We start from the raw sequence: 25,275 nt of genomic DNA, 5'->3' as shown, positions 1-25,275 counted from the left end.
GAAGGTCAGGTGCTGCGTCAGATAAGGTCCGCCCGATCGCAAAGGAAACCGGCATCCATGCCGATCGGCTGGGCCATCCGTGGCCCAGACGCTTTGCTCTTCGGGCGAACCTTATCTTCCCTTTAACCTATGGTGTTGCTGTATAGACCGCATAGGCCGTGCAGACTGAATTAACCAACAGAGAGCACAAATATTGATAAAGGCAGGAATGGTGGGTCCGGAGTAAAGCGTTTGCCGCAGGGATGCGGCGGTCGAGGCTACAGGGATGTATTCACGCCGTCTTTGCGGAACGGCCCACCATTTATGCCTGACGGTGCAGAACTCTCAGGCGAAATGGCAAACCAGAACAAAGCGCCCACCGCAGGAATGCGGCGGGCGAAGCTATGGGTATGTAACGATTTAAACAATACCCTGACTGCGCAGATAATCTTCGTAGTTGCCGGTGAAGTCGATAATGCGATCGCCCTTCATCTCCATCACGCGGGTTGCCAGTGAACTGACAAACTCACGGTCATGCGAAACGAAAATCAGCGTGCCTTCGTAACCTTCAAGTGCCAGGTTAAGCGACTCAATCGATTCCATATCGAGGTGGTTGGTCGGTTCATCCATGATCAAGATGTTCGGCTTCTGCATCATCAGCTTGCCAAACAGCATGCGGCCTTTCTCACCACCAGAGAGCACTTTAGCAGGCTTCTTGATTTCATCATGACCAAACAGCAGACGGCCCAGAATACTGCGCACCGCTTGCTCGTCGTCACCTTCCTGCTTCCACTGACTCATCCAGTCGAAAACACTCAGGTCATCGGCGAAATCTTCTGCGTGATCCTGCGCATAATAACCAATCAGCGCATTCTCGGACCATTTCACAGTGCCGCTGTCAGGCGTTAATTCGCCGACCAATGTTTTCAGCAACGTGGTTTTACCGATACCGTTGGCACCGAGAATGGCCACTTTCTCGCCAACTTCAACCATCAGATTAAGCTTGCTGAACAGCGGACCGTTATCGAATCCTTTCGTCAGTGCCTCAACTTCCAGCGCATTACGGAACAGCTTCTTATCCTGATCAAAACGGATATAAGGGTTCTGACGACTGGAGGCTTTCACTTCATCCAGCTTAATTTTATCAATCTGCTTGGCACGCGAAGTCGCCTGACGCGATTTAGAGGCGTTGGCACTAAAACGGCTAACGAATGATTGCAGGTCAGCAATTTGCGCTTTCTTCTTCGCGTTATCAGAAATTAAACGTTCACGCGCCTGAGTCGCCGCGGTCATATATTCGTCATAATTACCTGGATACACGCGCAGTTCACCGTAATCCAGATCCGCCATGTGTGTGCACACCATATTCAGGAAGTGACGGTCATGCGAAATGATAATCATGGTACTGTTACGTTCGTTAAGCACCTGCTCCAGCCAACGAATGGTATCAATATCCAGGTTGTTCGTCGGTTCATCGAGCAGCAAAATATCTGGGTTTGAGAATAATGCCTGCGCCAACAGCACACGCAGTTTCCAACCTGGTGCGATTTCGCTCATCGGACCGTAATGCTGTTCCACCGGAATACCCACGCCCAGCAATAATTCCCCGGCACGAGATTCTGCGCTGTAACCATCCATTTCGCCGTATTCAACTTCCAGGTCGGCAACTTTATAGCCTTCCTCTTCGCTCATTTCTGGCAAAGCATAAATACGGTCGCGCTCTTCCTTCACCGCCCATAATTCGGCGTGACCCATAATCACCGTATCCAGCACGCTGAATTGCTCAAAGGCAAACTGGTCCTGACGTAACTTACCGATACGCTCGTTAGGGTCGAGTGAAACATTACCGTTGGTCGGTACCAGGTCGCCGCCCAGTATTTTCATGAAGGTCGATTTACCGCTGCCGTTCGCACCGATTAAACCGTAACGATTACCGCCGCCAAACTTAACGGAGATATTCTCAAACAGCGGCTTACTGCCGAACTGCATAGTAATATTGCTGGAAACTAACACGGCATTGACCTTTGTTACGCAGTGGAGGAAAAAACAGCGGGCATTATGCCAGAAAGCAGCACCGGGACGCCACCTCTGCGCCTGCAGGCAGCGAGCGAAGGCGCTAAACGCGTTGTTGCAAATAGAGAAATAAAAAAGCCGAAGACAACGTGGTCTTCGGCTCCCGCTTACAAGGATTGTGTCGATTATTTGATCAGGAAGCTGTCCAGGCTTTTACCAGAGTCCAGCGCTTTCTTAATCGCTGCTGGGGTACGGCCCTGGCCGGTCCATGATTTCTCTTCACCGTTCTCATCGGTGTAAGAATATTTAGCCGGACGCGGTGCACGCTTCGCGCGTTTTTTACCGGTTTCCAACGCACCCAGCAATTCGTTCGGGTCAATACCGTCAGCCAGCAGCATTTCGCGGTATTTAGACAGCTTTTCTTCTTTCTCGCGATTCTGCGCTTCTTCTGCATGAACTTCGTCGCGGCGCTCAGTCACCACCACGGTTAATTTCTCCAGAATCTCTTCCAGATCGGTCAATGGCAGTTCACGAGCCTGCGCACGTAATGTGCGAATGTTGTTCAGAACTTTAAATGCGTCACTCATCACAAGGTCCTTGCTTAAGGGGGGTTTAAATAAACTGTAGTGGCAAGATTACCCAATTCAAATAAAAAAATAAATTAATTTATGCGGACGGATAATTCCTAACTGATTAACGTATTCACAATTTGAGCGATATCCCCAGCGAGAAGCTTTAATTAACGGTGAATTAACAACAGCACTTTAGTACCACCGACTGGAACTGGTACCGATTTCAGAGGTTATTCCCGGCTGATAAACAAGCATTTAGCGGTTAATGCCTTGCCTGGCTGATGTGTGTTAGCAGATTAATGAAGATTAATGTTATGGCCGAAAATCTATTTTCACAGGTGATTATTCTATTCTGACAGTTGAGACCACAATCGCATTTTTATCCCCACTTATCGATAAAAAGCCAGTGCATGCACCGGCTTTTACCCTCATAAAAACGTCACCTCAGGTTACAAGCTTTTCTTCACAGCGTGCGTCAACTGCGGTTGCGGTTCTTCATTTGACAGCCAGTCGTGCAAATAATGCTCGATCTGTTCCAGTGAACGATTTCGTGTTTCCGGTACAAAGCGAACCACAAAAATGGCTCCCCCTATTCCGATTAGCGCAAAAATAAAGAACGCTCCCGATAAACCCACCGATGCCAACAGGATCGGGAACATCAGCGAGATAAGGAAATTAGCGATCCACATTGCAAACACGGCGCCGCCCATAAATATCCCACGCAGACGTGTAGGGAAAATTTCAGACAATAGCAACCAGGTCACGGGTGAGAGTGCACCTTGCTGGAAGCTCAAAAACATCAGCATTCCCAGCAACACCATATAACTGCGCAGAACATCAGGTTGACCATTTACCGTCTCCGGCATGAAATAACTGACGGCACCAATAAATACCAGACAGGCGGTACAGCCAAACTGTCCTAACATCGTCATGGTACGGCGCCCAATGCGCCCCAGCAGCCAGATACCGACGAAAGTCATTAATACTGAAATAACACCATTGGCGATGGTGGCAATTAATGCTGCGTTATCGCTCATGCCCACGGCTTTTAACATGGTCGGAGCGTAATACATGATGGTATTCACCCCGGTTAACTGCTGTATGACCGCAATACCCACGCCAATCAAAAATAATTTAAACAGCCAGGGTTGACGAAGTTCACGCAGGCGTGGGCGCGTTTCATATTGCTCTTCAGCTAAGGTTTCTTCTATTTCCGTGAGTTCCCACTCAACATCTTGTTTAGCTCGCGTGCGTTCCAGCACCTGACGCGCTTCTGTTAACCGCCCTTTCATCGCATACCAACGCGGTGAGTCGGGCATAAACAGCATGCCAAACCACAGCAGCACGGCAGGCACCGTCGCTACCGCCAGCATCCAACGCCAGGTGGTATCACCGCCCCATACCGCGTTAAAACCGGCGTTGGAGATGTAAGCCAACATCTGCCCGGAGACGATCATCAGTTCTTGCATGGTCACTAACTGGCCACGTTTGTTGGCGGGCGCCATCTCCGCGATGTACACCGGGACTGTCGCTGACGCGCCCCCCACCGCCACACCCAATACCAGGCGGAAGAAAATCATCCATTCAACGTCAGGTGCTAACGCGGTGCCGATTGCGCCAATGGCGAAAATCACCGCCAGCACCAGAATGATTTTTCTCCGCCCGGCCGCGGCGGCAAAGTGGCCTGATGCCAGGGCACCAAAAGCCGCGCCAAACAGCAGGCTGCTGGTGACCAACCCCGTGGTAAAGGGTGTCAGATGGAGATCGTTGCCCATAAATAACAGTGCGCCAGAAATCACACCGGTGTCATAGCCGAACAGCAACCCCCCTAAGGTGGCAATCATTGCTATCACCTTCACAAAGGGTTCAGTGCGCGTGCTGCTGTTCGGCCCTGATGCTTTGTTGGGGGTAAGGTAGTTTTCCCGCGGCATAATCCACTCCTTAACAGTAAGAGAAGATTTAAAAATAGTTTATTTCAACCAACAGGAATAATTATGAAATTTAAATTTTGCGCTACAGATCATAAACCCCGCATCTACATGCGGAGCAGATCACAAAAAGGGGCTTTACTGCGTGTAAATCGGTGAAGAGTGATCAGAGGGGAATTTGCATTTAGTCCAAAATGAAAACTTTCGTTTCAAAATGGGCGAATTGTGATGCCTGATGCTGGGGCAACCCGCAGACTGCCCCCCCTATTACGACTAAGGCACCGTGGTGGCAGGGCCAAACACAGAATATTCCGGCATATTAACGTTTTGATAAGGTTCCCAGCCGCCGCCCAGCGCTTTGTACAACGCGACTAAATCCAGTGCACTCTGCATTCGTGCCTGTGTCGATTGTGCTTCTGCCTGCGCTAACTGACGCTGTGCGTCCAACACATCCAGGAAGCTGGAAATCCCCTGCTTGTAGCTATCACTGGCGAGATCAAATGCTCTCTGCAATGCGCCAGTGGTTTCATCCAGAGCGGTCACCTGCTGCTGATCGGCGCGATAACTGACCAGGGCATTCTCGACATCCTGCAAGGCGGTCAGCACCGTCTGACGATATTCCAGCGCTGCATTGGCCTGCTGCGCGCGTGCCAGTTTCACGCTGGAGACCAAACGCCCGCCCTGAAAAATCGGAATGGAGAGCGAGGGCCCGATACTGTAGAAATGGCTGCTCCAGTCATCCAGATAGCTGGCATCGGTGTTGCGAACCCCGAGTTGACCCGTCAGTGACAGGCTGGGGAACAGTTCCGCCACCGACACGCCAATGTTGGCAGTCTGCGCATGCAGATTGGCTTCCGCCTGGCGAATATCCGGACGTCGTCGCGCCAGCGTGGATGGAATCCCCACCGCCACCATTTTCGGCAACGCCGGTAACGCTTTACTGCTCATCAGCTCGTTATCCAGTGCGCCCGGCGTTTTGCCCAGCAATACCGCTAAACCATTCATGGCCTGACGTTCCTGCGACTGATAGCCCGGCAATTGCGCGTTCAGCGAGGCAAGTTGTGCGCGCGCATTTTCCACATCGGTGAGCGGCGCCATGCCGTTACGCTGCTGGCTTTGCGTCAGTTCCCAGGTTTGCTGCGCCACATCGATTTGCTGCTGCAGCGTAATGAGTACCGCTTGCGCGCCGCGCAATTGCAGATAGGCACGTGCCACTTCTGCTTCAAGTGACACCAGCGCATCATTGCGCTGTTCGATGGCAGCCTGCTGCTGCGCATCTGCGGCTTCCATCTGACGGCGCACTTTGCCCCACAGATCCAGCTCCCAGCTGGCGTCAAAGCTGCCTTGATAAAGGGTGACAGAATGATCGAGGCCGTTCAGTTGATTGGCGACGTCACTGTCCACCTGATCGTAAACCCCGTTGGATTTCAGTATGCCTTTTAGGCCCAACTGCTGACGTGTGACTTTAGCCGAGCCATTGAGTGACGGAAAAAGCCCGCCGCGCGCCTGCGCCAGTTGCTCACGCGCGCCAGCAATGCGCAACACCGACTGCTGCAGGGATAAGTTACCGGCAATGGCGCGTTCAATCAGGCTATCCAGTTGTGGATCATTAAAGCTTTTCCACCACAGCGGGTTGGTGGCCGCCGATTGCGGTTTTGAGGCTTCCTGCGACGGCAAATCGCGATAGCTGCCCGGCGTCTGCGCATGGGGTGGCTGATAATCAGGGCCCACAGCGCAACCCGCCAGAAGCAGAGACAGCGCCAGCAAACTCAAGCGCGGAGAGGTGATCATCTTAGTGTGCTCCTGCACTGCCTTCGCTCTTGATCGGCGAAAGCAACCAACAAAATGGAATCAACAGCAAGGCCACAATACTCAGGCCCATAAATACGTCGATGTACGCCAGGATTCGCGCCTGTGCAATCATCTCTTTGTACAGCTGACCGGTCGCCAGCGTCAGGGGATCGCCCACCGCAGACGTAAAGTCGCGAATCGACTGCGCCCAATGCTGCAAAGTGAGATTGAACGGCTCGTTGAGCGGCGTCATGTTATGCACCATACTCGCCGACCGCGCCTGCATACGCTCAGTGATCCCCGCCGTTGCCAGTGAAATACCGATCGATCCCGCCACATTACGGAACATGGTAAACAATGCCGATGCATCTGCATTGAGCCGTTGCGGCACCGTAATAAAAGCAATGGTCGTCAGCGGCACAAACAGGAAACCCAGCCCTATCGATTGCGCACTGCGCATTAATACCAGGGTGGTAAAATCAACGTTCGGCGTCAAGGTCGTGGAATAGAAGAAGGCGCTGGCGAGACAGGTAAAACCGAAAGCAATGATGTAGCGTGTTTGCACAATCGGCATCAGCTTCAGCACCAGCGGAATGGTCAGGACGATCAATATCGCACCGGGCGAGAGTACCAGCCCCGACCAGGTCGCGGTATAGCCCAGATCCTGCTGCGCCAGTTGTGGAAGTACTACCGAACTGCCGTACAGAATCATCGCCATGCCTGCCATCAGCAAACCGGCCACCCAGAAGTTACGATCTTTCATGACCGTGATATCTACCACTGGTTTACGTGCATACAGCAGCCAGTAGACGGCGCCGACAATGCCGATCACCGCCAGCATGCAAAACAGGCGAATAAAGTGCGAGGCGAACCAGTCTTCATCTTCACCACGGTCAAGGAACACCTGCAAACAGCCGAGTCCAAGAGTGATCAAGCTGATACCGATGTAATCGATCTTCAGCTTGCCCTTCGCCCATTTACGTTCCCACGGTGGATCTTCCAGCAGTTGATAGATCGCCAGCACCGTTAAAATTCCGACCGGGATGTTAATGAAGAACACCCAGCGCCAGCTGTAGTTATCGGTGATCCAGCCGCCGAGTGTTGGGCCGATCACTGGCGCGACGATAATCGCAATCGAGGAGAGACCAAAAGCTTTGCCACGATCTTCCGCTTTAAAGTAATCGAGGAGCACCGATTGCTGCACCGGCTGCAAACCGCCGCCGAAAAAGCCCTGCAACACGCGGAACAGAATGATTTGCCATAGCTCAGTGGCGATACCGCACAGGAACGAGCAGATGGTGAACATGACAATACAGATCAGGAAGAACTGTTTACGCCCAAACAAGCGGCTAAAGAAGGCCGAAATGGGCAACACAATGCCGTTGGCCACCAGATAGGAAGTCAGCACCCAGGTGGATTCGTCGTAACTGGAAGAGAGTGAGCCGGCAATGTGCGGTAGCGCCACGTTAACGATGGTGGTGTCGAGGATCTCCATAAACACCGCCAGCGTCACCGTGATGGCGACCAGCCAGGGATTGCTGGCCGGACGCCAGCTTTCGCTCGCACTCATTCGACGGTGACCTTCGGCTCAACCGACAGGCCCAGTGGCAATGGATGATTCGGATCCAATCCTTTATCGATGACGATTTTCACCGGCACGCGCTGCACAATTTTCACGTAGTTACCGGTGGCGTTTTCAGCCGGGAAGGTGGAGAAGCGCGAGCCGGATCCCATCTGCACGCTATCAACGTGACCTTCCAGCTTCATATCTGGCCAGGCGTCGATACTGATATCCACTTTGTCACCAGGATTCATCCGCGCCAGTTGGGACTCTTTGAAGTTAGCGTTGATCCAGATATCCGGCGACACCAGTGAAAACAGTGCCGTGCCAGCCTGTACCAGCGTACCGACCTGCACGTTGCGCTTGGTGACAAAGCCATCGTACGGGGCGCGCACTTGGGTATAAGAGAGATTCAGTTCGGCGGTGTTGAGCTGTGCCTGCGCCTGCTCAACCTGCTGCTGGCGCGCTTCCACATTGGTTTCCTGCTGACGAATCTGCAATTGCACCTGCGAAGCCACTTCGACCTGCGCTTTGGCGCTTTGCAGTTGTGCTTCAGCGGATCGCAGCTGCGCGGCTGCGGTATCGATGTTGCGTTGTGACGTCGCGCGCGGATCCACGCCGCGCTGACGACGATAGTCCGCCTGCGCATTCAAAAGATTGGCCTGCGCTTTGGCTTGATCGGCTAACGCCTGATCGCGCTGCGCAGGATACTGCACGCGTGACAGCGCTAACTGTGCCTGCGCCTGATGAAGTTGCGCCTGAGCCAGGCCAAGCTGGGCTTTAGCCTGATCGCGTTGGGCACTGGTGTCGCGTGGGTCGATCTCCACCAGTAAATCGCCCTGCTTCACCCGCTGGTTATCTTTCACCAGCAGTTTCACCACATAACCGGCCGCTTTCGGTGCGATGGTCACGGCATCACCTTCGGTAAAGGCATCATCCGTGGTTTCAATGTTGCGCGTGGTAAACCAGAACCACAGGCCCACCAACAGCATGATCACCACCACGATGGCGAGAATGACCAGTGGCTTTTTGCCGGGGCGTTTACGTTGTGGTTCGTTATTGTCTTGACTGGAGTCTGAAGCGTGCTGCGCATCCTGCTGCTCGCGTGCGGGCGGCTGATTGTGGTTATCACTCATAGGTTATCATCGCTGGCTGTGATCCCGATCCACGGGCAAAAACGGTCAACTTAACCTTAGATCGAAAATTGACAAATGCCAGTACAACTTTACACAAGCCAACAATCAACGCATTTTCTGCCACTGAGTGCGATAACGCGCTGAATAATCAGCGCGTCAGCTCATCGGGCAGAACAAAATGGCAGGCTTAGTGTAGCCAGCGCAACAGGAACCAGCCACACAGCATCGACCACGCCAGCATGGGTAAAGAAAACAGGTGAAAGCGCCACCAGACTTTGCTGTCTTGCGCCATACGAAGCGCAATCAGGTTAGCCAATGAACCCGGCAGCAAGCCAAATCCACCAATGTTGACGGCCCAGGCGAGCGCCTCTGTAGGCGGCACTTTTTGCAGCAACAGGATGGTTGCCGGCACATTGCTGATGACCTGTGAAAGACCGATCGCCAGCAAATATACTCCCCCTTCGCTTAAATGACCTATCGCGGCGAAATAGGGTTGCAGCAGGGGAAGACGCATCAGTAAAAACACATCGATGAACATCGCGACAAATACCAGCAACAAGCTCCAGTCAATACTGATCAATACGCTGCGCGCCATGATCAGGAAGCAGCCTGCCACCAATAACAGTGCCCATCCGGTCATTTTCAGTTCTAAAGCCACAATAAACACCAGATACAGCAGCACGCTGATGATAAACAACGGTTTTTGCCATTGATGCGCTTCGCTTTGCGCATGCTTCTGGATGGTTCGTTTGGGAAAACTCCACCAGGTGAGCGCCATCAGGCTGATCATTAATACTGCAGCCAGCGGTGCCATCTGCAGGATAAATCCCGGCACGCTGAGCGTACCGTGGCTCCATAACAAAATATTTTGCGGATTGCCCACCGGGGTCAACAGCGATCCGGCATTCACCGCCAGCGCTTCAAAAATGATCAGTCGGGAAATCGGCAGACGTGAAAATTTGCGCAGCGTCAGCGTCAGCGGCACCAGAATAAAAAGTGCCACATCATTGGTGAGAAAAGTGGAAAGCAGCGCCGCAGCACAGACCATAAACAGCGCCAGGGTGCGCTCATGTTGAAAGCGCTGGACCAGACGTGCGCCGAGCACATCAAAATAGCCGCTGTTTTCCAGCCCTTTGGTCAACATCAATAGCCCGGTGAGCGTCATGATAGTGTGCCAGTCAACGGCGGCAGGCAATTGCGACCAACGATACTCCGCCAGCGGCAATAAAATCACACCCAACAGCAACAGCAAATGCAAAATACGATCACGCATTAAGGAACGCAGCACGATGGGCATGATGGCGGAAGGCCTTGTAGGTTAGCGGCTCTCGTAAAACTTCTGGAAGACGGCGAGGGTTTCATCACTGACGTGATGTTCCAGGCCTTCAGAATCCCGGCGGGCAGTTTCCGGGCTGACACCTAACGCCAGCAGGAAAGTTTCAACAATATGGTGACGTACGCGGCTCGCTTCAGCCAGCTTTTCACCTTCAGGCGTCAGAAACACACCGCGATAAGGAACCTGTTCCACCAGACCGGTGGTGCCTAAACGCTTCAACATTTTTGCCACGGTGGGCTGTGAAACGCCGAGGCGCGCGGCCATATCGACCTGGCGGGCTTCACCAAATTCACGAATCAAATCAGAGATTAACTCTACGTAGTCATCAATAAGTTCACGTCGATGCGCTTCGCGCACCTGGCGAAATCCTTCGACATGCTCCTCTATATCTTTAAGCGGCCCCTGGGGCGTATTGGTGGCGCTCTTTGCACGACGACTCATTCAGCTTCCTCTTTATTATCTGCCGCACTTTACCTGCGGTGCGGGCCTGGCTGCGCTCATTGTAAACCAGGCACAAATAAGCACAAATTTTTCCTAAATAGTGTTGGCTAAAGAGTATAGCCAGTGCTATCTTTGTTCGTAATGTAAGCGAATAGCTTATTTAGGAGGCAACGATGAACGCACCCTATCTGCTGCTACTCCTTTTCCTGCTGTTTATCGCAGGTTTGTGCTTACTGTTACGTCGTTATTCATTCGGGAGGTGAACATGACCACCATGAAAAGCTGCCTCGACTGTGGCAAATGCTTCCAGGTTGAGCAAAGCAAACCGGCTTTTGAGCTGAAATCGCTGCTGTGCCTGTTTAAACGCTCGCCTTTTGCCCTGCGTCTGATGCTGATTGAAAAGCTGACCGGCAAACAGCTGACCGAGCGCCCTTGCCCAAATCTGATCTGGCGCGGCTGATTCATCCATAAATTCCTTCTCAGGATCCGTTTTCTCAACGGATCCTTTGCACGATCTCACATTTTGTTACCTTTTTAGTCCCACTCTTCCTATTGTTATTGAACAAATTCTAAACCCTTGCGCTCTCTGTGGCTGAATCGCTTCAGGCGCTGACATAACTTTACCTTCAACAACGCTTAAACGATTAGGCTGCTAACTTTTAGCTTGCAACCTATTGTGACGTCTGATTAATCTCCTCATAACAAAAAATTACATACTTATAACAAAATCAACCCAGGGTGGGTTTTTCGTAAGGAAGATTAGCAATGTCACTTAAAAAGCCTGAAGAGCAACCATCGGGCAGGAGACGATTTTTACAAAAATCGCTCTCGCTCATTCCCCTCGCCGCCGCAGCCAGTACCGGTGTGGTGTCACTCTCCTCCCCCGCTGCCGACAAGCCGCAAGGCGTGTTATCCGACTATGTTCCCGCTTACTTCAACGATAAAGAGTGGAAATTTCTGCTCGCCGCGCTGGATCGCCTGATCCCTGCCGATGCCAACGGTCCTGGCGCCGTCAGTGAAGGTGTACAGGTGTTTATCGATAAGCAGATGGAATTGCCTTACGGCTATGGTCGCTTGTGGTACATGCAAGGTCCGTTCGCCGATTCGATTCCTGAAATGGGTTACCAATCCCATCTGGTGCCACGCGATACCTATCGGTTAGGCATCGCCTTAGCTGACCAGCATTGTCAGCAGCAGTACCAAAAAGATTTTTACCAACTGGAGACGGCGCAACAAGAAGAGGTTTTGCGTGCGCTGGAAGCCGACAAACTGCGTAACGATGCCATTCACGGCAAGCAGTTTTTCGAGCAACTGCTGGAGAACACCAAAGAGGGTTATCTCGCCGATCCGATTCACGGCGGCAACCAAACGCTGGCCTCGTGGAAAATGATCGGTTTTCCCGGTGCACGTGCGGATTTCGTCGATACCGTACAGCAGCCTAATAAACCCTACCCTCTTGGCCCAGTCAGCATTTCCAGTAAAAGGAGCGTGTAATGGCGGCAGTAAAAAAAGCGCCCGTCGATGTGGTCATCGTCGGGTTCGGCTGGACCGGTTCGCTCATGGCGATGGAACTGGCCAGTTCTGGTTTGAATATTGTGGCACTGGAGCGCGGCGAAAATCGCGATACCTACCCCGACTTCTCCTATCCGCGTATTGCCGATGAACTGACTTACGGCATTCGTTTAAAACTGTTCCAAAACGCCTCGAAAGAGACCGTGACGGTTCGTCACACCACGCAGGAAACCGCGCTGCCCTATCGCCGATTCGGTTCCTTCCTGCCCGGTGATGGTGTGGGCGGCGCCGGTACCCACTGGAACGGTCAGCTGTGGCGTCCGCTGGAAGCGGACTTAAAAATGCGCAGCACAGTCATCGAAAAATACGGTGCTGACTTCATCCCTAAAGACATGACGGTGCAGGATTACCCCTTCTCTTATGCCGAGATGGAGCCCTATTTCGATAAGTTTGAGAAAATTTGCGGCGCGGCCGGTCAGGTCGGTAACCTCAACGGTGAAACCGTCGAAGGCGGTAACCCGTTCGAATCTCCGCGTAAAAATGGCTATCCCACCAAACCGTTAAAAACTCTGTATGCCGGCGAATTATTCTCTAAAGCCGCAAAGCAACTGGGCTATCACCCCTTTGAGTGCCCTGCAGCCAACACCACCGAACCCTGGACCAACCCTTACAACGTGCAGCTTGGCGTGTGTAACTACTGCGGTTATTGCGAACGCTTCGGTTGTTTCAACTACTCCAAAGGTTCACCGCAAAGCTGTGTTATCCCTGCTCTGAAGCCGTTTAGTAACTTTGAGTTGCGCACGCAGGCGCACGTGATTCGTGTCAATACCGACAGCAGCGGTAAAAAAGCCACTGGCGTGACCTATATCGATGCGCAAGGTAACGAAGTCGAGCAACCGGCTGACCTGGTGATCCTTAGTGCCTTCCAGTTGCACAATGTGCGCTTACTGCTGTTGTCAAAAATCGGTAAGCCATACGATCCACAAACCGGTGACGGCGTGGTGGGCAGAAACTATGCCTATCAGATGACCGGCGGTATCAAGCTGTTCTATGACAACGACAATTGGTTCAATCCATTTGCCGCCACGGGTGCCACCTCCACCGTTATCGATGATTTCAATGCGGAAAACTTCGATCACAGCAAAGTCGGCTTTGTTGGCGGTGCCACCATTTCTGCGGCCTTCTCCGGTGGACGTCCTATCCAGCAGATGGGCATCCCTAAAGATGCGCCGCGTTGGGGTTCCGGCTGGAAACAGGCCATCAAAGATAATTATCTGCACAACATGAACGTCGGCTCGTCAGGTTCAGTGATGCCGTATAAGCAGTGCTATCTCGACCTTGATCCTACGTACCGTGATATCTACGGCCAACCGTTACTGCGTATGACCTTTGACTGGCAGCAGAATGAACTGAAGATGACCAACTTCATCAAAGATAAGGCCGAGGAGATCGTCAAGGTGATGAATCCTAAGCACTATGAAGTGGGCTTCAAAACGCTCAACAGCCATTACGATGTCCGCCCTTACCAATCAACGCACACCACCGGTGGTGCAGTGATGGGCGACGATCCGCGTACCAGCGTGGTGAATAAGTTCCTGCAAAGCTGGGATGTACCGAACGTATTCGTTACGGGCGCATGCTGCTTCCCGCAAAACCTGGCATACAACCCAACCGGGATTGTCTGTGCCACCGCATTATTCGCGGCGGATGCGATTCGCAACCGCTATCTGGCTAACCCTGGTCCGCTGGTTCAGGCCTGATAAGGAGCGTTATAGTGAAATTTTCCGCACTCTTTTTCGCTCTCGGCGGCGCACTGATCAGCCACGCCGCATCGGCCGCAACCGATGCCTCGGTTAAGCAAGGCGAGTATCTGGCCAAAGCGGGCGATTGTGCCGCTTGTCATACCGCAGCAGGCGGGCAACCTTTCGCCGGTGGGCTCAAAATGAGCACGCCGATTGGTGCCATATACTCCACCAACATCACGCCAGATAAAACGCACGGCATTGGCGACTACAGCTACGACGACTTCGTCAAAGCGGTACGTGGCGGTGTGGCGAAAGATGGCAGCTCGCTCTACCCCGCCATGCCGTTCCCGTCGTATGCCAAAATCAGCGACAGCGATATGCACGCGTTGTATGACTACTTTATGCAGGGTGTGAAACCGGTGAGTCAGGAGAATCGCAAAAGTGATATCCCCTGGCCGCTCAGCATGCGTTGGCCGCTGGCGTTTTGGCGCTGGACCTTTGCCGATGACAGCACTTACGCTCCTGTAGCCGGTCAATCGGCACAGTGGCAACGCGGTGCTTATCTGGTGCAGGGGCTTGGCCACTGTGGCTCATGCCATACGCCTCGTGGCATCGGCTTCCAGGAGAAAGCCATGGATCAGAACAGCAAAGGCTATCTGACCGGCGGCACACTGGAAGGCTGGCATGCGCCAGATCTGACCGCCAGCCCGGCAGCGGGTTTGGGCAGTTGGTCTGAGCAAGATATCGCCACCTTCCTGAAAACCGGCGCGAATAAGCAAGGCGCTGCCTTTGGTTCGATGACGGATGTGATCGCGCACAGTACCCAGTATCTCAGTGATGAAGATCTGAATGCGATTGCCGTTTATCTGAAGTCTTTACCGGCTGCGGATAACACCGCTGCACCACAGGTCAGCGATGCGACGTCGCAAGCGCTGTTCAAAGGGGATGTCAGCCAGCCAGGTGCGCAGGTGTACGTGGATAACTGCGCTGCCTGCCATCGTACGGACGGTAAAGGCTATGCCAGTACCTTCCCGGCGCTGGCACACAATCCGGCCTTGTTGAGTGAAGACCCGTCATCAGTGATCAGTGTGATTCTGAAAGGCGGCCAGCGTGCGATTACGCAACAGGCGCCGACCGGTTTCACCATGCCAGATTTCGCCTGGCGCCTGGATGATCAGCAGGTCGCTGATGTCGCTAACTTTATTCGCAATGGATGGGGTAACAAAGCGGCACCGGTAACGGCCGATCAGGTGAAGAAGATCCGCGCCACGCTTCCTCCCGCCCCGCAAAAGTAAGCATAAAAAAACGGCCCGTAAAGGGCCGTTTCTTGTGCAACTCTGGTCTAAGCAAAAACTTAGAAGCTGTAGCCTACGCCAGCAATCCAGGTGCCTACGTCTACGCTACGGATACGGCTCTGCTCGTAACCCACGTCAACAGCAACGTTCTGGATTGGGTTGAACTGCATGCCTGCGCCGTAGGAGAAACCGTAATCGCTGGTGTCAGATTTAGACTGTGCAGCAGCGTCATTCGCCTGGTATTTACCGTAACCGATACCGACCACGCCGTAGATGCTTGCCCAGTCGTTCAGACGGTAAGCAGGACCACCGGTGATGCCGTAGTACTGGCCTTTGTTGTAAACGCCAGCGTCAGTGCGGTCTTTCTCGGTGTAGGTGAAAGAACCGATCCAACCCAGTGGGTTAGTACCATCTTCGTAACGGTATTTCAGGTTGAAGCCGTTTGCTTTGTTAGCAACGCCCTGATAATCGCTCTGCGCGTAACCAGCAGAAACGGTGCTCTGCGCCATGGCTGAACCTGCTGAAACTGCCAGTACACAAGCCAGTGCTGAAAGACATGCAATTTTTTTCATAAACCACCTCAAATGTGAATATACTTCTCTCCTGACAACGCTGAAAATATAACAAAAATTAGCAAGAAACTCTGCCCGCTATTTGTTGTCTAACAGATTGTTTGGTGTAACAGAAAGTTAATGAAGTTTCCTATGTCATTCATTTTACTTATAAAAAGTGTCATCTTCCTGCAATAATATTTCGGGCTGCAAATAATGCCTTTAAGGATATTCCTAAACTAACCTGACATTTCTTTACTTAAATGGTCCGGAAAACGGTTATTTCCCAGGCGGTCGCCGCATTTATTTTCCCACTTACACACCTCCTTATTTCCTGAAGATTCCTTTACACTGGCGTTTTGTTGCTGTGTTGTTAATCACTACAGGATTGAATTACAGGATGTCTACGCCTCAGACGAACACCAAAATGGCCCCGGTTTTGTTCCCGATTGCCGTGCTACTGATTGCCATGCTCTCGCTTCAGGGCGGTGCTTCCCTGGCAAAATCACTGTTTCCTACCGTAGGGGCTCCTGGCATCACCGCATTGCGTCTCGGACTGGGCACCCTGATTCTGTGCATCATCTTTAAGCCGTGGCGCCTTCGTTTCACTCCTGCACAGCGCAAACCGCTCTTGATGTACGGTCTGGCGCTCGGTTGTATGAACTATCTCTTCTATTTATCCATTCGCACCGTGCCGCTGGGCGTTGCCGTTGGCCTGGAGTTTCTCGGCCCCTTAACCCTGGCATTGGCCGGTGCGCGACGTCCGCTCGATTTCCTCTGGGTACTTTTGGCGGTAACCGGTTTGTGGTTTCTGCTGCCGATTGGTGATGGCATCAGCCATATTGATCCGCTGGGTGCACTATTAGCGGTGGGAGCCGGTGCCTGCTGGGCGGTCTATATCCTGGCGGGGCAACGCGCCGGTGCGGAACATGGTCCAGCAACCGTTGCCATGGGATCGTTGATTGCTTCGGTGATCTTCGTACCACTCGGATTAACCTTTGCAGCACCCGGCATCTGGCACTGGGAAATTCTGCCCCTGGCGCTGATTATCGCCCTGCTCTCCAGTGCGATTCCTTATTCACTGGAGATGATGGCCCTGACCCGTCTGCCCGCTCGCATTTTTGGCACGCTGATGAGCCTGGAACCCGCGATGGCAGCGCTTTCCGGGATGTTGTTCCTCGGGGAATTGCTGACGCTGAAGCAGTGGATTGCGCTGCTGGCCATTATTGCCGCCTCGGCGGGTTCGACCCTCACTATGAAACAGAAGAGTGCCAAAATAAGCGAAGTGAATATTAATAATCCGCAATAAATAATGCCAAATTAAGCCTGCTAAGCTGCAGGCTGAATATATAAGCATTCTCATTCCCTTTTTTCATCTCAGACTCCCTCTTTGTTATTATTTTGCAACATCATTGAAAAATAATTAACACACAGCATAACCAGCTGTTATAAAAGAAAAATAAATCAAACGCTCAAATCCCAAACAACATTAAGGTTTATCTATTCCTGTCATCGGTTTAAACAATCCGGCACAGCAGAAAACTGCTGCTATACTTATTTCCGTGCTTGATTAGGACAACCATCAATTAGAGGACATTAATGATGAGTACCGCAAAACTGGTTAAAACTAAATCGTCTGATCTCATTTACACCCGTAATGATGTTGCTGATAGCGATAAGAAAGCGACCATCGAGGTGCTCAACCGTCTGGTAGTGGAATACATTGACCTGTCACTGATCACCAAACAGGCGCACTGGAACATGCGTGGCGCCAACTTTATTGCAGTACACGAAATGCTGGATGGCTTCCGTACTGCTATTACCGATCATCAGGACACCATTGCAGAGCGTGTTGTACAGCTCGGCGGCGTGGCGCTGGGGACCACCCAGATCGTTAACGATAAAACGCCTTTGAAGAGCTATCCGCTCAACATTCATACCGTTCAGGATCACCTGAAGGCGCTGGCCGATCGTTACGCGATTGTCGCGAACGACACGCGTAAGGCCATCAGTGAAGTGAGTGATGAAGATACCGCTGATATTTTCACGGCGGCATCGCGTGATTTGGATAAATTCCTGTGGTTTATCGAATCCAACATTGAATAATGTACGTTACAGCGAAGGCGGGTTATCCCGCCTTTTTTTATATCTGTAACATTTTGGTGCTTTTTTTGACGTCGTTAACAAAATCTTAATCCTGCCTTTCCCTTGCTCAGCCCTTGGTGCACACTGTGCCTGCACCACAACAGCACGATGCACTATTTTGGTGACCCATATTAGTGCAGACTTTTCGACTACAGCAAAATCGCTTCAGCCAGGCCCTGCATCCTGCTGATTTCGACCAAAATGAAAAGTTGGCATAATTTTTTCATATGAATAGCCGTACATCAGGCCATCAGGTCTGAAGGGTAATAAGGAAAATAATGATGAAGTCTTTGATTAAAGTCTCCGTGGCCGCGCTGGCGCTGGCCTTCTCGCTTTCTTCCACTGCAGCAGATAAGAAACTGGTTGTTGCGACCGACACCGCTTTCGTTCCTTTTGAATTCAAACAGGGTAACGAATATGTTGGTTTCGACATCGACCTGTGGGCCGCTATCGCCAAAGAACTGAAGCTGGATTACACCCTGAAGCCAATGGATTTCAGCGGCATCATCCCAGCACTGCAAACCAAAAACGTTGACGTGGCTCTGGCCGGCATCACCATTACCGACGAGCGCAAAAAGGCTATCGACTTCTCTGACGGCTACTACAAAAGTGGTCTGTTGGTGATGGTGCGTGAGAACGAAAACAACATCAAAGGCATCGACGATCTGAACGGCAAAGTGGTTGCGGTGAAGAGCGGTACCGGTTCTGTTGATTACGCGAAAGCGCACATCAAGTCTAAAGATCTGCGTCAGTTCCCGAACATCGACAACGCTTACATGGAGTTGGGCACCAATCGTGCTGACGCCGTGCTGCACGACACGCCAAACATCCTGTACTTCATCCACACCGCCGGTAAAGGTCGCTTCAAAGCGGTTGGCGAGTCTATCGAAGCTCAGCAGTATGGTATCGCCCTGCCTAAAGGCAGCGATGAACTGCGTAACCAGATTAATGGCGCGCTGAAAACCCTGCGCGACAACGGCACTTACAACACAATTTATAAAAAATGGTTCGGCAGCGAGCCAAAATAATTCCGGCCTAAGCCGATTTTTCCAGCAGGGAGCTTAGTCTCCCTGCTTTTTACATTTCCATCGCAACAGATTTTGGAGTTACACCATGGAGTTTGACTGGAGCGTCATTTGGCCAGCCCTGCCGATTTTGATCGAAGGCGCCAAAATGACCCTGATAATTTCCGTACTCGGCTTAATTGGCGGGTTAATCATTGGTTTAGTCGCCGGTTTCGCGCGCGCGTACGGCGGATGGATCGCCAATAATATCGCGCTGGTGTTTATCGAGCTGATCCGCGGTACGCCAATCGTGGTGCAGGTGATGTTTATTTACTTCGCCTTGCCGATGGCCTTCCCGGACCTGCGTATCGATCCGTTTACCGCCGCCGTGGTCACCATCATGATTAACTCCGGTGCCTATATCGCGGAAATCACGCGTGGTGCCGTGCTGTCGATCAACAAAGGCTTTCGTGAAGCAGGCCTGGCGCTGGGTCTTTCCCGCCGTGAAACCCTGCGTTACGTCATCATGCCGTTGGCACTGCGTCGTATGCTGCCACCGCTCGGTAACCAGTGGATCGTGAGTATCAAAGATACCTCGCTGTTTATCGTGATCGGCGTGGCGGAACTGACCCGTCAGGGCCAGGAAATCATCGCCGGAAACTTCCGCGCGCTGGAGATCTGGAGTGCCGTTGCCATTATCTATTTGATTATTACGTTGGTGTTGAGCTTTGTACTGCGCCGTATTGAGAAGAAGGTGAAAATCCTGTGATTGAATTTAAAAACGTCTCTAAAAACTTCGGCCAGACCAAAGTCCTGCATGACATCAACCTGAAGATCAATCAGGGCGAAGTGGTGGTGATTATTGGGCCATCTGGCTCAGGTAAATCGACCCTGCTGCGCTGCATCAACAAGCTGGAAGAGATCACCACCGGTGACCTGATCGTTGATGGCATGAAAGTTAACGATCCTAAAGTCGACGAACGCCTGATTCGTCAGGAAGCGGGCATGGTGTTCCAGCAGTTCCATCTGTTCCCGCAGATGAGTGCGCTGGATAACGTGGCTTTCGGCCCGATTCGCGTGCGCGGTGCGAAGAAGGACGACGCACAGAAACTGGCACGTGAACTGTTGGGTAAAGTCGGCCTCGCCGAGCGTGCGCACCACTTCCCTGCCGAACTGTCCGGTGGTCAGCAGCAGCGTGTTGCCATTGCTCGTGCGCTGGCGGTGAAACCGAAGATGATGCTGTTTGATGAGCCAACCTCTGCACTCGATCCAGAACTGCGCCATGAAGTGCTCAAGGTGATGCAGGATCTGGCCGAAGAAGGCATGACGATGGTCATCGTAACGCACGAAGTGGGCTTTGCTCAGAAAGTGGCTTCGCGCCTGATCTTCATTGATAAAGGCACCATCGCGGAAGATGGCAACCCGGATGAGTTGATCACCAACCCACCGAGCGATCGTCTGCGCGAGTTCCTGCAGCACGTGTCATAAATGACGAGGCGGCTGTAAAGCCGCCTCTTCTTCCGTAAAGAAATTTCCTTTCAGAATCTTCACCTTCCATCGCTGACTATACTTTTTCTCTTGTGCCGTTGTGCGTTGCTCAAGGAGAAGGTCATGTCGTTTGCCCGCCCATCATGGGGCCTGACCATATGGATGCTGATCTGTCTGTTCCTCGTTCCCACCGCAAACGCGGTCAATCTACCGCAGGCCGCCGTCGCCGCTCAGCAAACGTCAACGCCTGCTGCCAGCACCACCGCTGAGAGTGAGCCGACGCTGGAAGATAAAAAAGCCGCTTATGCCGCGCTGGCGAATATTCTGGAGAATAACGATTCGCGTCAGGAACTGATCGATCAACTTCGTCAGGCCGCCACCAGCAAAGCCAATAATGAACAGCCGGTATTGGCTCCGCCGCAGGCCGATCAGGAAGATCCCACGGTACTGGAGAGCGTCACCAACGTCACACGCGAATACGGAGGAGCCGTTGCCTCGCAGTTTGTCCGTTTGCACGACAACATCGTTAACGCACCGCACAAATCCTTTAATCAGCAAACCTTCTTCAATGCACTGAAGTATTTCGCCGGGCTCGCCGCTGCCGTTTTTGCTTTCTACTGGTTCACGCGGCTGTTGATGTATCCCGTGTGGCAGCGCATGGGCCGCTGGGGGCGCAATCATAATCTGGATCGCACCAAGTGGCTGCATCTTCCTGCCACCATTATCGTCGCCTTTCTTCTCGACTTAGTGCTTCTGGCGCTGACGCTGTTTGTTGGTCAGATTATCAGTGACAACTACCACAACAATAACCGCACCATTGCCTATCAGCAGGGACTATTCCTTAATGCCTTCGCGTTGATTGAGTTTTTCAAAGCGGTGTTGCGATTGATATTCTGCCCACGCTTCCCCACCCTGCGCTTCTTTCATCTTTCCGATGTGCGTGCCGCTTACTGGAACACACGTCTTAGCTGGCTCAGCGGCATCATCGGTTATGGTTTGCTCGTGGTGGTGCCGATTGTCGGCAATCAGGTGAATATGCAAATCGCTGCGTTGGTGAATGTGTTGATCATGTGCATCATGACTGGCTGGGCGCTGTGGCTGATTTTCCGCAATCGACGCAACATCCACGACGAGTTGTCGCGTTTGGCCGATCGCAGTATGAGCTTCTTTGCCTTGTTTATCCGCGCCTTCGGTATGGTGTGGCATTGGCTGGCGAGTGCCTACTTTATCGCGCTGTTCCTGTTCTCGATCTTCAATCCGGGTGACAGTCTGAAGTTTATGATGTCGGCCACGGTGCGCAGCATGGCGATTATTGTTATCGCCGCGCTGATTTCCGGCATGCTAACGCGCTGGATTGGCAAAACGCTGACGCTGTCGCCGGATCTGCGCCGTAACTATCCGGAACTGCAAAAACGCGTCAATGATTGGGTCAAAGCGCTGCTAAAACTGGCGCGTGTGATCACCGTGTTCGCCACGCTATTGCTGCTGCTCAACGCCTGGAATCTGTTTGATCTCTGGCACTGGCTCACGCTGGGAGCCGGGCAGAAAATGGTGGATGTGCTGATTCGTATCGTGATGATTTTGCTGCTCTCCGCCATCGGCTGGACGCTGCTGGCCAGCCTGATCGAAAGCCGTCTGGCTTCGGATTCACACGGAAGGCCGATGCCCAGCGCACGTACGCGCACCTTACTGACGCTATTCCGTAATGCGCTGGCGGTGGTGATCAGCACCATCACCATTATGATTCTGCTGTCAGAAGTGGGTGTTAACATCGCGCCGCTGCTGGCGGGTGCCGGGGCGCTCGGTCTGGCGGTGTCTTTCGGTTCGCAAACACTGGTGAAGGATATTATCACCGGTATCTTTATTCAGTTTGAGAACGGCATGAACACCGGCGATTTGGTGACCATTGGCCCGATCACTGGCACGGTGGAGCGCATGTCAATTCGCTCCGTCGGCGTGCGTCAGGATACCGGCGCATATCACATCATTCCGTGGTCTTCGATCACCACTTTCGCCAACTTTGTGCGCGGTATTGGCTCGTTTGTCGCCAACTATGATGTAGACCGCAGTGAAGACACCGAGCGTGTGAATGCGACCTTGCAGGCAGCGGTGAAGGAGTTGCTGGAGAATCCGGATATTCGCGGCATGGTGATTGGCGAACCGAGTTTTTCCGGACTGGTGGGCCTGACCAACCAGTCCTTTACCGTGCGCGTGTCGTTCACCACCCAACCGCTGAAGCAGTGGACAGTGCGTTTTGCGCTGGATGACAAGGTGAAGAAGCATTTTGATGCTGCAGGGATTAAAGCGCCGCATCAGACGGTGGAAGTGATGCAAACGGGCAGCGATGTGGGTTCTGCGGCCACGCTGGCAGCGCTGCCGCCGCCCAACCCATCATAAAAACACGTTGGGTGAAACCTTAGGACACCGGATTAAACGCTTACATTCGCGGGCTAAGACTCGCCCCTGCATCCGAACACATGCAGGCTGCAGCCTTTAACCGTCAGTCTCAACGCGAGAACTCAAGTGGGATATTTCCAGTGCTCGCCCCAATGTTCAACCGATGTGGACTAGGGTCTTGAGTCCGTACGATTCAGCACACGTTTTTAAATGAGCGATCCCGAGTTCGCACCCACTAACGACACAATGTGGAATGTGGCCTCAGGATTCGCTGGTTCAGCGCGCGAAGCGTTTAGTGCGCGCGGCTGGCAGCAGGAATGTCCAGGCGATAAAGCGGCTCTGTTTCTGCCCCTGTGCCATCTCGATGATGCGCACTTCCTCAACCTCGAGGTCGCGCAACTGATCGCGCAGCGCAGGCAGGTTCTCTTTGCGCGAAACCAATGAAGTAAACCAGACAATGCGATCGGCATAAGCCACGCTTTCATCGATCATCTTACCCACGAACTGGCGCTCGCCGCCCTCGCACCACAGCTCCTTATGTTGACCGCCAAAGTTGAGCGGTGCATTTTTACCTAAGCCCAGATTGCGTGTTTTACGCTGACCGACCATCGCTGCTTCCTGCGCCGAACCATGGAATGGCGGATTGCAGAGCACGGCATGATAGCGTTCATTTTTGTGCACCACACCGGCGAAAATGGCGGACTCGTCTTTCTGACGACGCAGACGCACGCCGCGCTGCAAGCCGGGATTGCTCGCGACAATCTGGTTTGCCGCCGTGATAGCTTCCGCCGTGATATCGGTACCGGTAAAACGCCAGCCGTACTCCGCATGCCCGATCAATGGATAAATGAGGTTGGCACCGCAACCGATATCCATCACATCGACATCGCGTGGCACTTTGCCGCCGTTGTCACTGGCCAGCAAATCTGCGAGCGCATGCACATAGTCAGCACGGCCCGGTACGGGTGGCGTCAGGTAGCCTTCCGGTAGCTGCCAGTTCAGGTTATAAAACAGCTTAATCAGTGCCTGATTGAGTAGCATTACCGCTTCAGGATCGGCAAAATCCACCGACAACTCGCCGTAGCCATTAGGACGGACTTTCACCGCCAGCGGCGGATGAGCCGCGGTCAGAGCAGCAAAATCATAACGGCCCTGATGGCGATTACGGGGATGGAATGGCGAGGTGGCGGTTGGCTTGTTCATAGATTCTCCGGATAGTAGCGCGGGCGTAAGATACGCTGGATGGCGGCATCGCACAATCCGCTTACACGATTATCTGTATTGCATTTAAACCTGATATCCCAAAATTGAGTCCAAAATAATTCGTGCTGCAGCAAGGCTGTCGTGATGGTCATCCGCTAGTGCTTCCTGATGATAGCGACAGGAATGCCATGACACCGTTGCGGTGCGAAGTTTAACAGACAAGCCAGGAGCGCTAATGCGACAACGTTATACTTATCAGCCAAGGAGCGGGCATGGTTTGCCACACGATCCGCTGAACGCCATTGTTGGTCCTCGCCCGATCGGCTGGGTGAGTTCGCTGAGCGCCAGTGGCCAGCGCAACCTGGCTCCGTACAGTTTCTTTAACTGCTTTAACTATCATCCGCCGATTATTGGGTTTGCCAGTAGCGGCTGGAAAGACAGTGTACGCAATATCAGTGAAAGCAAAGAATTCGTCTGGAATCTGGCTACTCGCCCGCTCGCCGAAGCGATGAATGAAAGCTCGGCTTCTGTGCCGCCTGAACAAGATGAGTTCGCACTCGCGGGATTGACACCCATCGCTGCCTCGCACGTGAACGTCAGTATGGTGGCAGAGAGCCCGGTGAATTTTGAGTGCCGCCTGACCCAGCTGATTCGCCTGCAGGATGTGCAAGGCACTGAACTGGAGAGTTGGTTGGTGTTGGGTGAAGTGGTGGCAATTCATATTGATGAAGCGCTGCTGGAAGATGGCATTTACCAGACCGCTAAGGCACAACCTATTCTGCGAGCCGGCGGCCCATCTGCGTATTACGGCATCAGTGAGGATTTGCGGTTTGATTTGGTGCGCCCGGATGCGCGCTGCGGTTAAATTTTGTGGGTTGGCGGTTGCGGTTGGAATGCAGTTTGAATGCAGTTTGAAACACGAGTTTGGATTGCTGACTGAAATACGGGTTGGCTTAAAATCGAGTCAACGCTGGCTGGGGGCCAGGGGGGCTAGCGTCCTCGCGCCGCTGACGCGGTTCCCTCACTTCGTTCGTCTGCCTCACGGAACGGCGGGGATGGCACATCACTGTGCCGCCCCGCCTTTCGCCCGCGTCCTTGTATCTTGAATCCTGCAGTAGGTGATGGTTAGCTACCTTCACCTGAAACAGGGTGAATCTGACGCGTCCATTAAGGTAAGA

Annotated in this window: 21 protein-coding genes; 11 read left to right on the top strand and 10 right to left on the bottom strand. The window is 52.7% G+C overall.

Features of this window, described 5'->3' with window-relative positions; all coding sequences use genetic code 11:
- Positions 1 to 399: 399 nt before the first annotated feature.
- The 8 genes from WFP70_RS20155 to mntR all read right to left on the bottom strand — a co-directional run bounded on the left by WFP70_RS20155 (position 400) and on the right by mntR (position 10,757).
- The gene (locus WFP70_RS20155) at positions 400 to 1,992 is read right to left on the bottom strand and encodes an ABC-F family ATPase (protein WP_097119365.1); all 1,593 of its coding nucleotides are present in this window, start codon (positions 1,990 to 1,992) and stop codon (positions 400 to 402) included.
- A 185-nt stretch (positions 1,993 to 2,177) separates the two neighbouring features.
- Positions 2,178 to 2,579 carry an H-NS family histone-like protein gene (locus WFP70_RS20150; protein WP_034820857.1) on the bottom strand — a complete coding sequence of 134 codons (402 nt, stop codon included), beginning with the start codon at positions 2,577 to 2,579 and terminating at the stop codon, positions 2,178 to 2,180.
- A 434-nt stretch (positions 2,580 to 3,013) separates the two neighbouring features.
- Entirely contained in the window at positions 3,014 to 4,495 is a 1,482-nt protein-coding gene (locus WFP70_RS20145) for a sugar porter family MFS transporter (protein WP_337024183.1), read from the bottom strand.
- 270 nt (positions 4,496 to 4,765) lie between these two features.
- Positions 4,766 to 6,283 carry an efflux transporter outer membrane subunit gene (locus WFP70_RS20140; RefSeq protein WP_337024184.1) on the bottom strand — a complete coding sequence of 506 codons (1,518 nt, stop codon included), beginning with the start codon at positions 6,281 to 6,283 and terminating at the stop codon, positions 4,766 to 4,768.
- A gap of 1 nt (position 6,284) precedes the next feature.
- On the bottom strand, positions 6,285 to 7,853 hold the full coding sequence (locus WFP70_RS20135) for a DHA2 family efflux MFS transporter permease subunit (RefSeq protein ID WP_034820876.1): 1,569 nt from the start codon (positions 7,851 to 7,853) through the stop codon (positions 6,285 to 6,287).
- Positions 7,850 to 8,980, bottom strand: a complete 1,131-nt coding sequence (locus WFP70_RS20130) for an HlyD family secretion protein (protein WP_160869708.1) — start codon at positions 8,978 to 8,980, stop codon at positions 7,850 to 7,852. The genes WFP70_RS20135 and WFP70_RS20130 overlap by 4 nt, the downstream gene beginning before the upstream one ends.
- Positions 8,981 to 9,167: 187 nt before the next feature.
- Complete coding sequence (locus WFP70_RS20125; protein ID WP_337024185.1) at positions 9,168 to 10,277, bottom strand: SLC13 family permease; 1,110 nt, start codon at positions 10,275 to 10,277, stop codon at positions 9,168 to 9,170.
- A gap of 21 nt (positions 10,278 to 10,298) precedes the next feature.
- The gene (gene mntR / locus WFP70_RS20120) at positions 10,299 to 10,757 is read right to left on the bottom strand and encodes a manganese-binding transcriptional regulator MntR (RefSeq protein ID WP_034820884.1); all 459 of its coding nucleotides are present in this window, start codon (positions 10,755 to 10,757) and stop codon (positions 10,299 to 10,301) included.
- A 265-nt stretch (positions 10,758 to 11,022) separates the two neighbouring features.
- On the opposite strand from mntR, the gene WFP70_RS20115 reads away from it, so the two are divergent.
- From WFP70_RS20115 to WFP70_RS20100, 4 genes are all read left to right on the top strand, one after another.
- Positions 11,023 to 11,217, top strand: coding sequence for a hypothetical protein (locus tag WFP70_RS20115; RefSeq protein WP_034820886.1), 195 nt, complete (start codon positions 11,023 to 11,025; stop codon positions 11,215 to 11,217).
- A gap of 305 nt (positions 11,218 to 11,522) precedes the next feature.
- Entirely contained in the window at positions 11,523 to 12,251 is a 729-nt protein-coding gene (locus tag WFP70_RS20110; protein WP_166933170.1) for a gluconate 2-dehydrogenase subunit 3 family protein, read from the top strand.
- The gene (locus WFP70_RS20105) at positions 12,251 to 14,029 is read left to right on the top strand and encodes a GMC family oxidoreductase (protein ID WP_097119369.1); all 1,779 of its coding nucleotides are present in this window, start codon (positions 12,251 to 12,253) and stop codon (positions 14,027 to 14,029) included. Before WFP70_RS20110 ends, WFP70_RS20105 begins: the two co-directional genes overlap by 1 nt.
- Before the next feature lie 11 nt (positions 14,030 to 14,040).
- On the top strand, positions 14,041 to 15,309 hold the full coding sequence (locus WFP70_RS20100) for a c-type cytochrome (protein WP_442956361.1): 1,269 nt from the start codon (positions 14,041 to 14,043) through the stop codon (positions 15,307 to 15,309).
- Positions 15,310 to 15,368: 59 nt separating this feature from the next.
- Here WFP70_RS20100 and ompX read toward each other — a convergent pair whose 3' ends face one another.
- Positions 15,369 to 15,881: an outer membrane protein OmpX gene (gene ompX / locus WFP70_RS20095; protein WP_034820897.1), complete on the bottom strand. Its 513-nt coding sequence runs from the start codon at positions 15,879 to 15,881 to the stop codon at positions 15,369 to 15,371.
- A gap of 379 nt (positions 15,882 to 16,260) precedes the next feature.
- Between ompX and rhtA the strand changes: the two genes are divergently transcribed.
- The 6 genes from rhtA to ybiO all read left to right on the top strand — a co-directional run bounded on the left by rhtA (position 16,261) and on the right by ybiO (position 22,894).
- Complete coding sequence (rhtA, locus tag WFP70_RS20090) at positions 16,261 to 17,169, top strand: threonine/homoserine exporter RhtA (RefSeq protein WP_337024186.1); 909 nt, start codon at positions 16,261 to 16,263, stop codon at positions 17,167 to 17,169.
- A 293-nt stretch (positions 17,170 to 17,462) separates the two neighbouring features.
- A complete protein-coding gene (gene dps, locus WFP70_RS20085; RefSeq protein WP_034820903.1) occupies positions 17,463 to 17,966 on the top strand; it encodes a DNA starvation/stationary phase protection protein Dps in 504 nt (167 codons plus the stop codon).
- Positions 17,967 to 18,286: 320 nt separating this feature from the next.
- Entirely contained in the window at positions 18,287 to 19,033 is a 747-nt protein-coding gene (glnH, locus tag WFP70_RS20080) for a glutamine ABC transporter substrate-binding protein GlnH (RefSeq protein ID WP_038647947.1), read from the top strand.
- 85 nt (positions 19,034 to 19,118) lie between these two features.
- Positions 19,119 to 19,778 (top strand): glutamine ABC transporter permease GlnP, encoded by a 660-nt coding sequence (gene glnP / locus WFP70_RS20075; RefSeq protein WP_034820909.1) that lies wholly within the window; start codon positions 19,119 to 19,121, stop codon positions 19,776 to 19,778.
- Positions 19,775 to 20,497, top strand: coding sequence for a glutamine ABC transporter ATP-binding protein GlnQ (gene glnQ, locus WFP70_RS20070; RefSeq protein ID WP_038647952.1), 723 nt, complete (start codon positions 19,775 to 19,777; stop codon positions 20,495 to 20,497). Before glnP ends, glnQ begins: the two co-directional genes overlap by 4 nt.
- A 162-nt stretch (positions 20,498 to 20,659) precedes the next feature.
- Positions 20,660 to 22,894, top strand: a complete 2,235-nt coding sequence (gene ybiO, locus WFP70_RS20065) for a mechanosensitive channel protein (protein WP_337024192.1) — start codon at positions 20,660 to 20,662, stop codon at positions 22,892 to 22,894.
- Positions 22,895 to 23,170: 276 nt separating this feature from the next.
- Here the strand turns inward: ybiO and rlmF are convergent, their stop codons facing one another.
- Positions 23,171 to 24,097, bottom strand: a complete 927-nt coding sequence (gene rlmF, locus WFP70_RS20060) for a 23S rRNA (adenine(1618)-N(6))-methyltransferase RlmF (RefSeq protein ID WP_337024187.1) — start codon at positions 24,095 to 24,097, stop codon at positions 23,171 to 23,173.
- Positions 24,098 to 24,332: 235 nt separating this feature from the next.
- Between rlmF and WFP70_RS20055 the strand changes: the two genes are divergently transcribed.
- Positions 24,333 to 24,962: a flavin reductase family protein gene (locus tag WFP70_RS20055; protein ID WP_337024188.1), complete on the top strand. Its 630-nt coding sequence runs from the start codon at positions 24,333 to 24,335 to the stop codon at positions 24,960 to 24,962.
- Positions 24,963 to 25,275 lie beyond the last annotated feature (313 nt).

Origin of the sequence: Pantoea sp. USMM079 (assembly GCF_037153115.1) — a bacterium.
GTDB classification, from domain to species: Bacteria; Pseudomonadota; Gammaproteobacteria; order Enterobacterales; family Enterobacteriaceae; genus Pantoea; species Pantoea communis.
Note: the sequence above shows the minus strand (reverse complement) of the source record. Positions and strands in the feature narration are given on the sequence as shown.

Bases quoted from the DNA above. Each gene is read 5' to 3' on its own strand.
- WFP70_RS20115 (WP_034820886.1), top strand. From the start codon at position 11,023: ATGACCACCATGAAAAGCTGCCTCGACTGTGGCAAATGCTTCCAGGTT.
- dps (WP_034820903.1), top strand. From the start codon at position 17,463: ATGAGTACCGCAAAACTGGTTAAAACTAAATCGTCTGATCTCATTTAC.
- WFP70_RS20105 (WP_097119369.1), top strand. From the start codon at position 12,251: ATGGCGGCAGTAAAAAAAGCGCCCGTCGATGTGGTCATCGTCGGGTTC.
- glnP (WP_034820909.1), top strand. From the start codon at position 19,119: ATGGAGTTTGACTGGAGCGTCATTTGGCCAGCCCTGCCGATTTTGATC.
- WFP70_RS20145 (WP_337024183.1), bottom strand. From the start codon at position 4,495: ATGCCGCGGGAAAACTACCTTACCCCCAACAAAGCATCAGGGCCGAAC.
- WFP70_RS20140 (WP_337024184.1), bottom strand. From the start codon at position 6,283: ATGATCACCTCTCCGCGCTTGAGTTTGCTGGCGCTGTCTCTGCTTCTG.
- ompX (WP_034820897.1), bottom strand. From the start codon at position 15,881: ATGAAAAAAATTGCATGTCTTTCAGCACTGGCTTGTGTACTGGCAGTT.
- WFP70_RS20110 (WP_166933170.1), top strand. From the start codon at position 11,523: ATGTCACTTAAAAAGCCTGAAGAGCAACCATCGGGCAGGAGACGATTT.
- mntR (WP_034820884.1), bottom strand. From the start codon at position 10,757: ATGAGTCGTCGTGCAAAGAGCGCCACCAATACGCCCCAGGGGCCGCTT.
- WFP70_RS20130 (WP_160869708.1), bottom strand. From the start codon at position 8,980: ATGAGTGATAACCACAATCAGCCGCCCGCACGCGAGCAGCAGGATGCG.
- rlmF (WP_337024187.1), bottom strand. From the start codon at position 24,097: ATGAACAAGCCAACCGCCACCTCGCCATTCCATCCCCGTAATCGCCAT.
- WFP70_RS20135 (WP_034820876.1), bottom strand. From the start codon at position 7,853: ATGAGTGCGAGCGAAAGCTGGCGTCCGGCCAGCAATCCCTGGCTGGTC.
- WFP70_RS20055 (WP_337024188.1), top strand. From the start codon at position 24,333: ATGCGACAACGTTATACTTATCAGCCAAGGAGCGGGCATGGTTTGCCA.
- WFP70_RS20125 (WP_337024185.1), bottom strand. From the start codon at position 10,277: ATGCCCATCGTGCTGCGTTCCTTAATGCGTGATCGTATTTTGCATTTG.
- rhtA (WP_337024186.1), top strand. From the start codon at position 16,261: ATGTCTACGCCTCAGACGAACACCAAAATGGCCCCGGTTTTGTTCCCG.
- glnH (WP_038647947.1), top strand. From the start codon at position 18,287: ATGAAGTCTTTGATTAAAGTCTCCGTGGCCGCGCTGGCGCTGGCCTTC.
- ybiO (WP_337024192.1), top strand. From the start codon at position 20,660: ATGCTGATCTGTCTGTTCCTCGTTCCCACCGCAAACGCGGTCAATCTA.
- WFP70_RS20150 (WP_034820857.1), bottom strand. From the start codon at position 2,579: ATGAGTGACGCATTTAAAGTTCTGAACAACATTCGCACATTACGTGCG.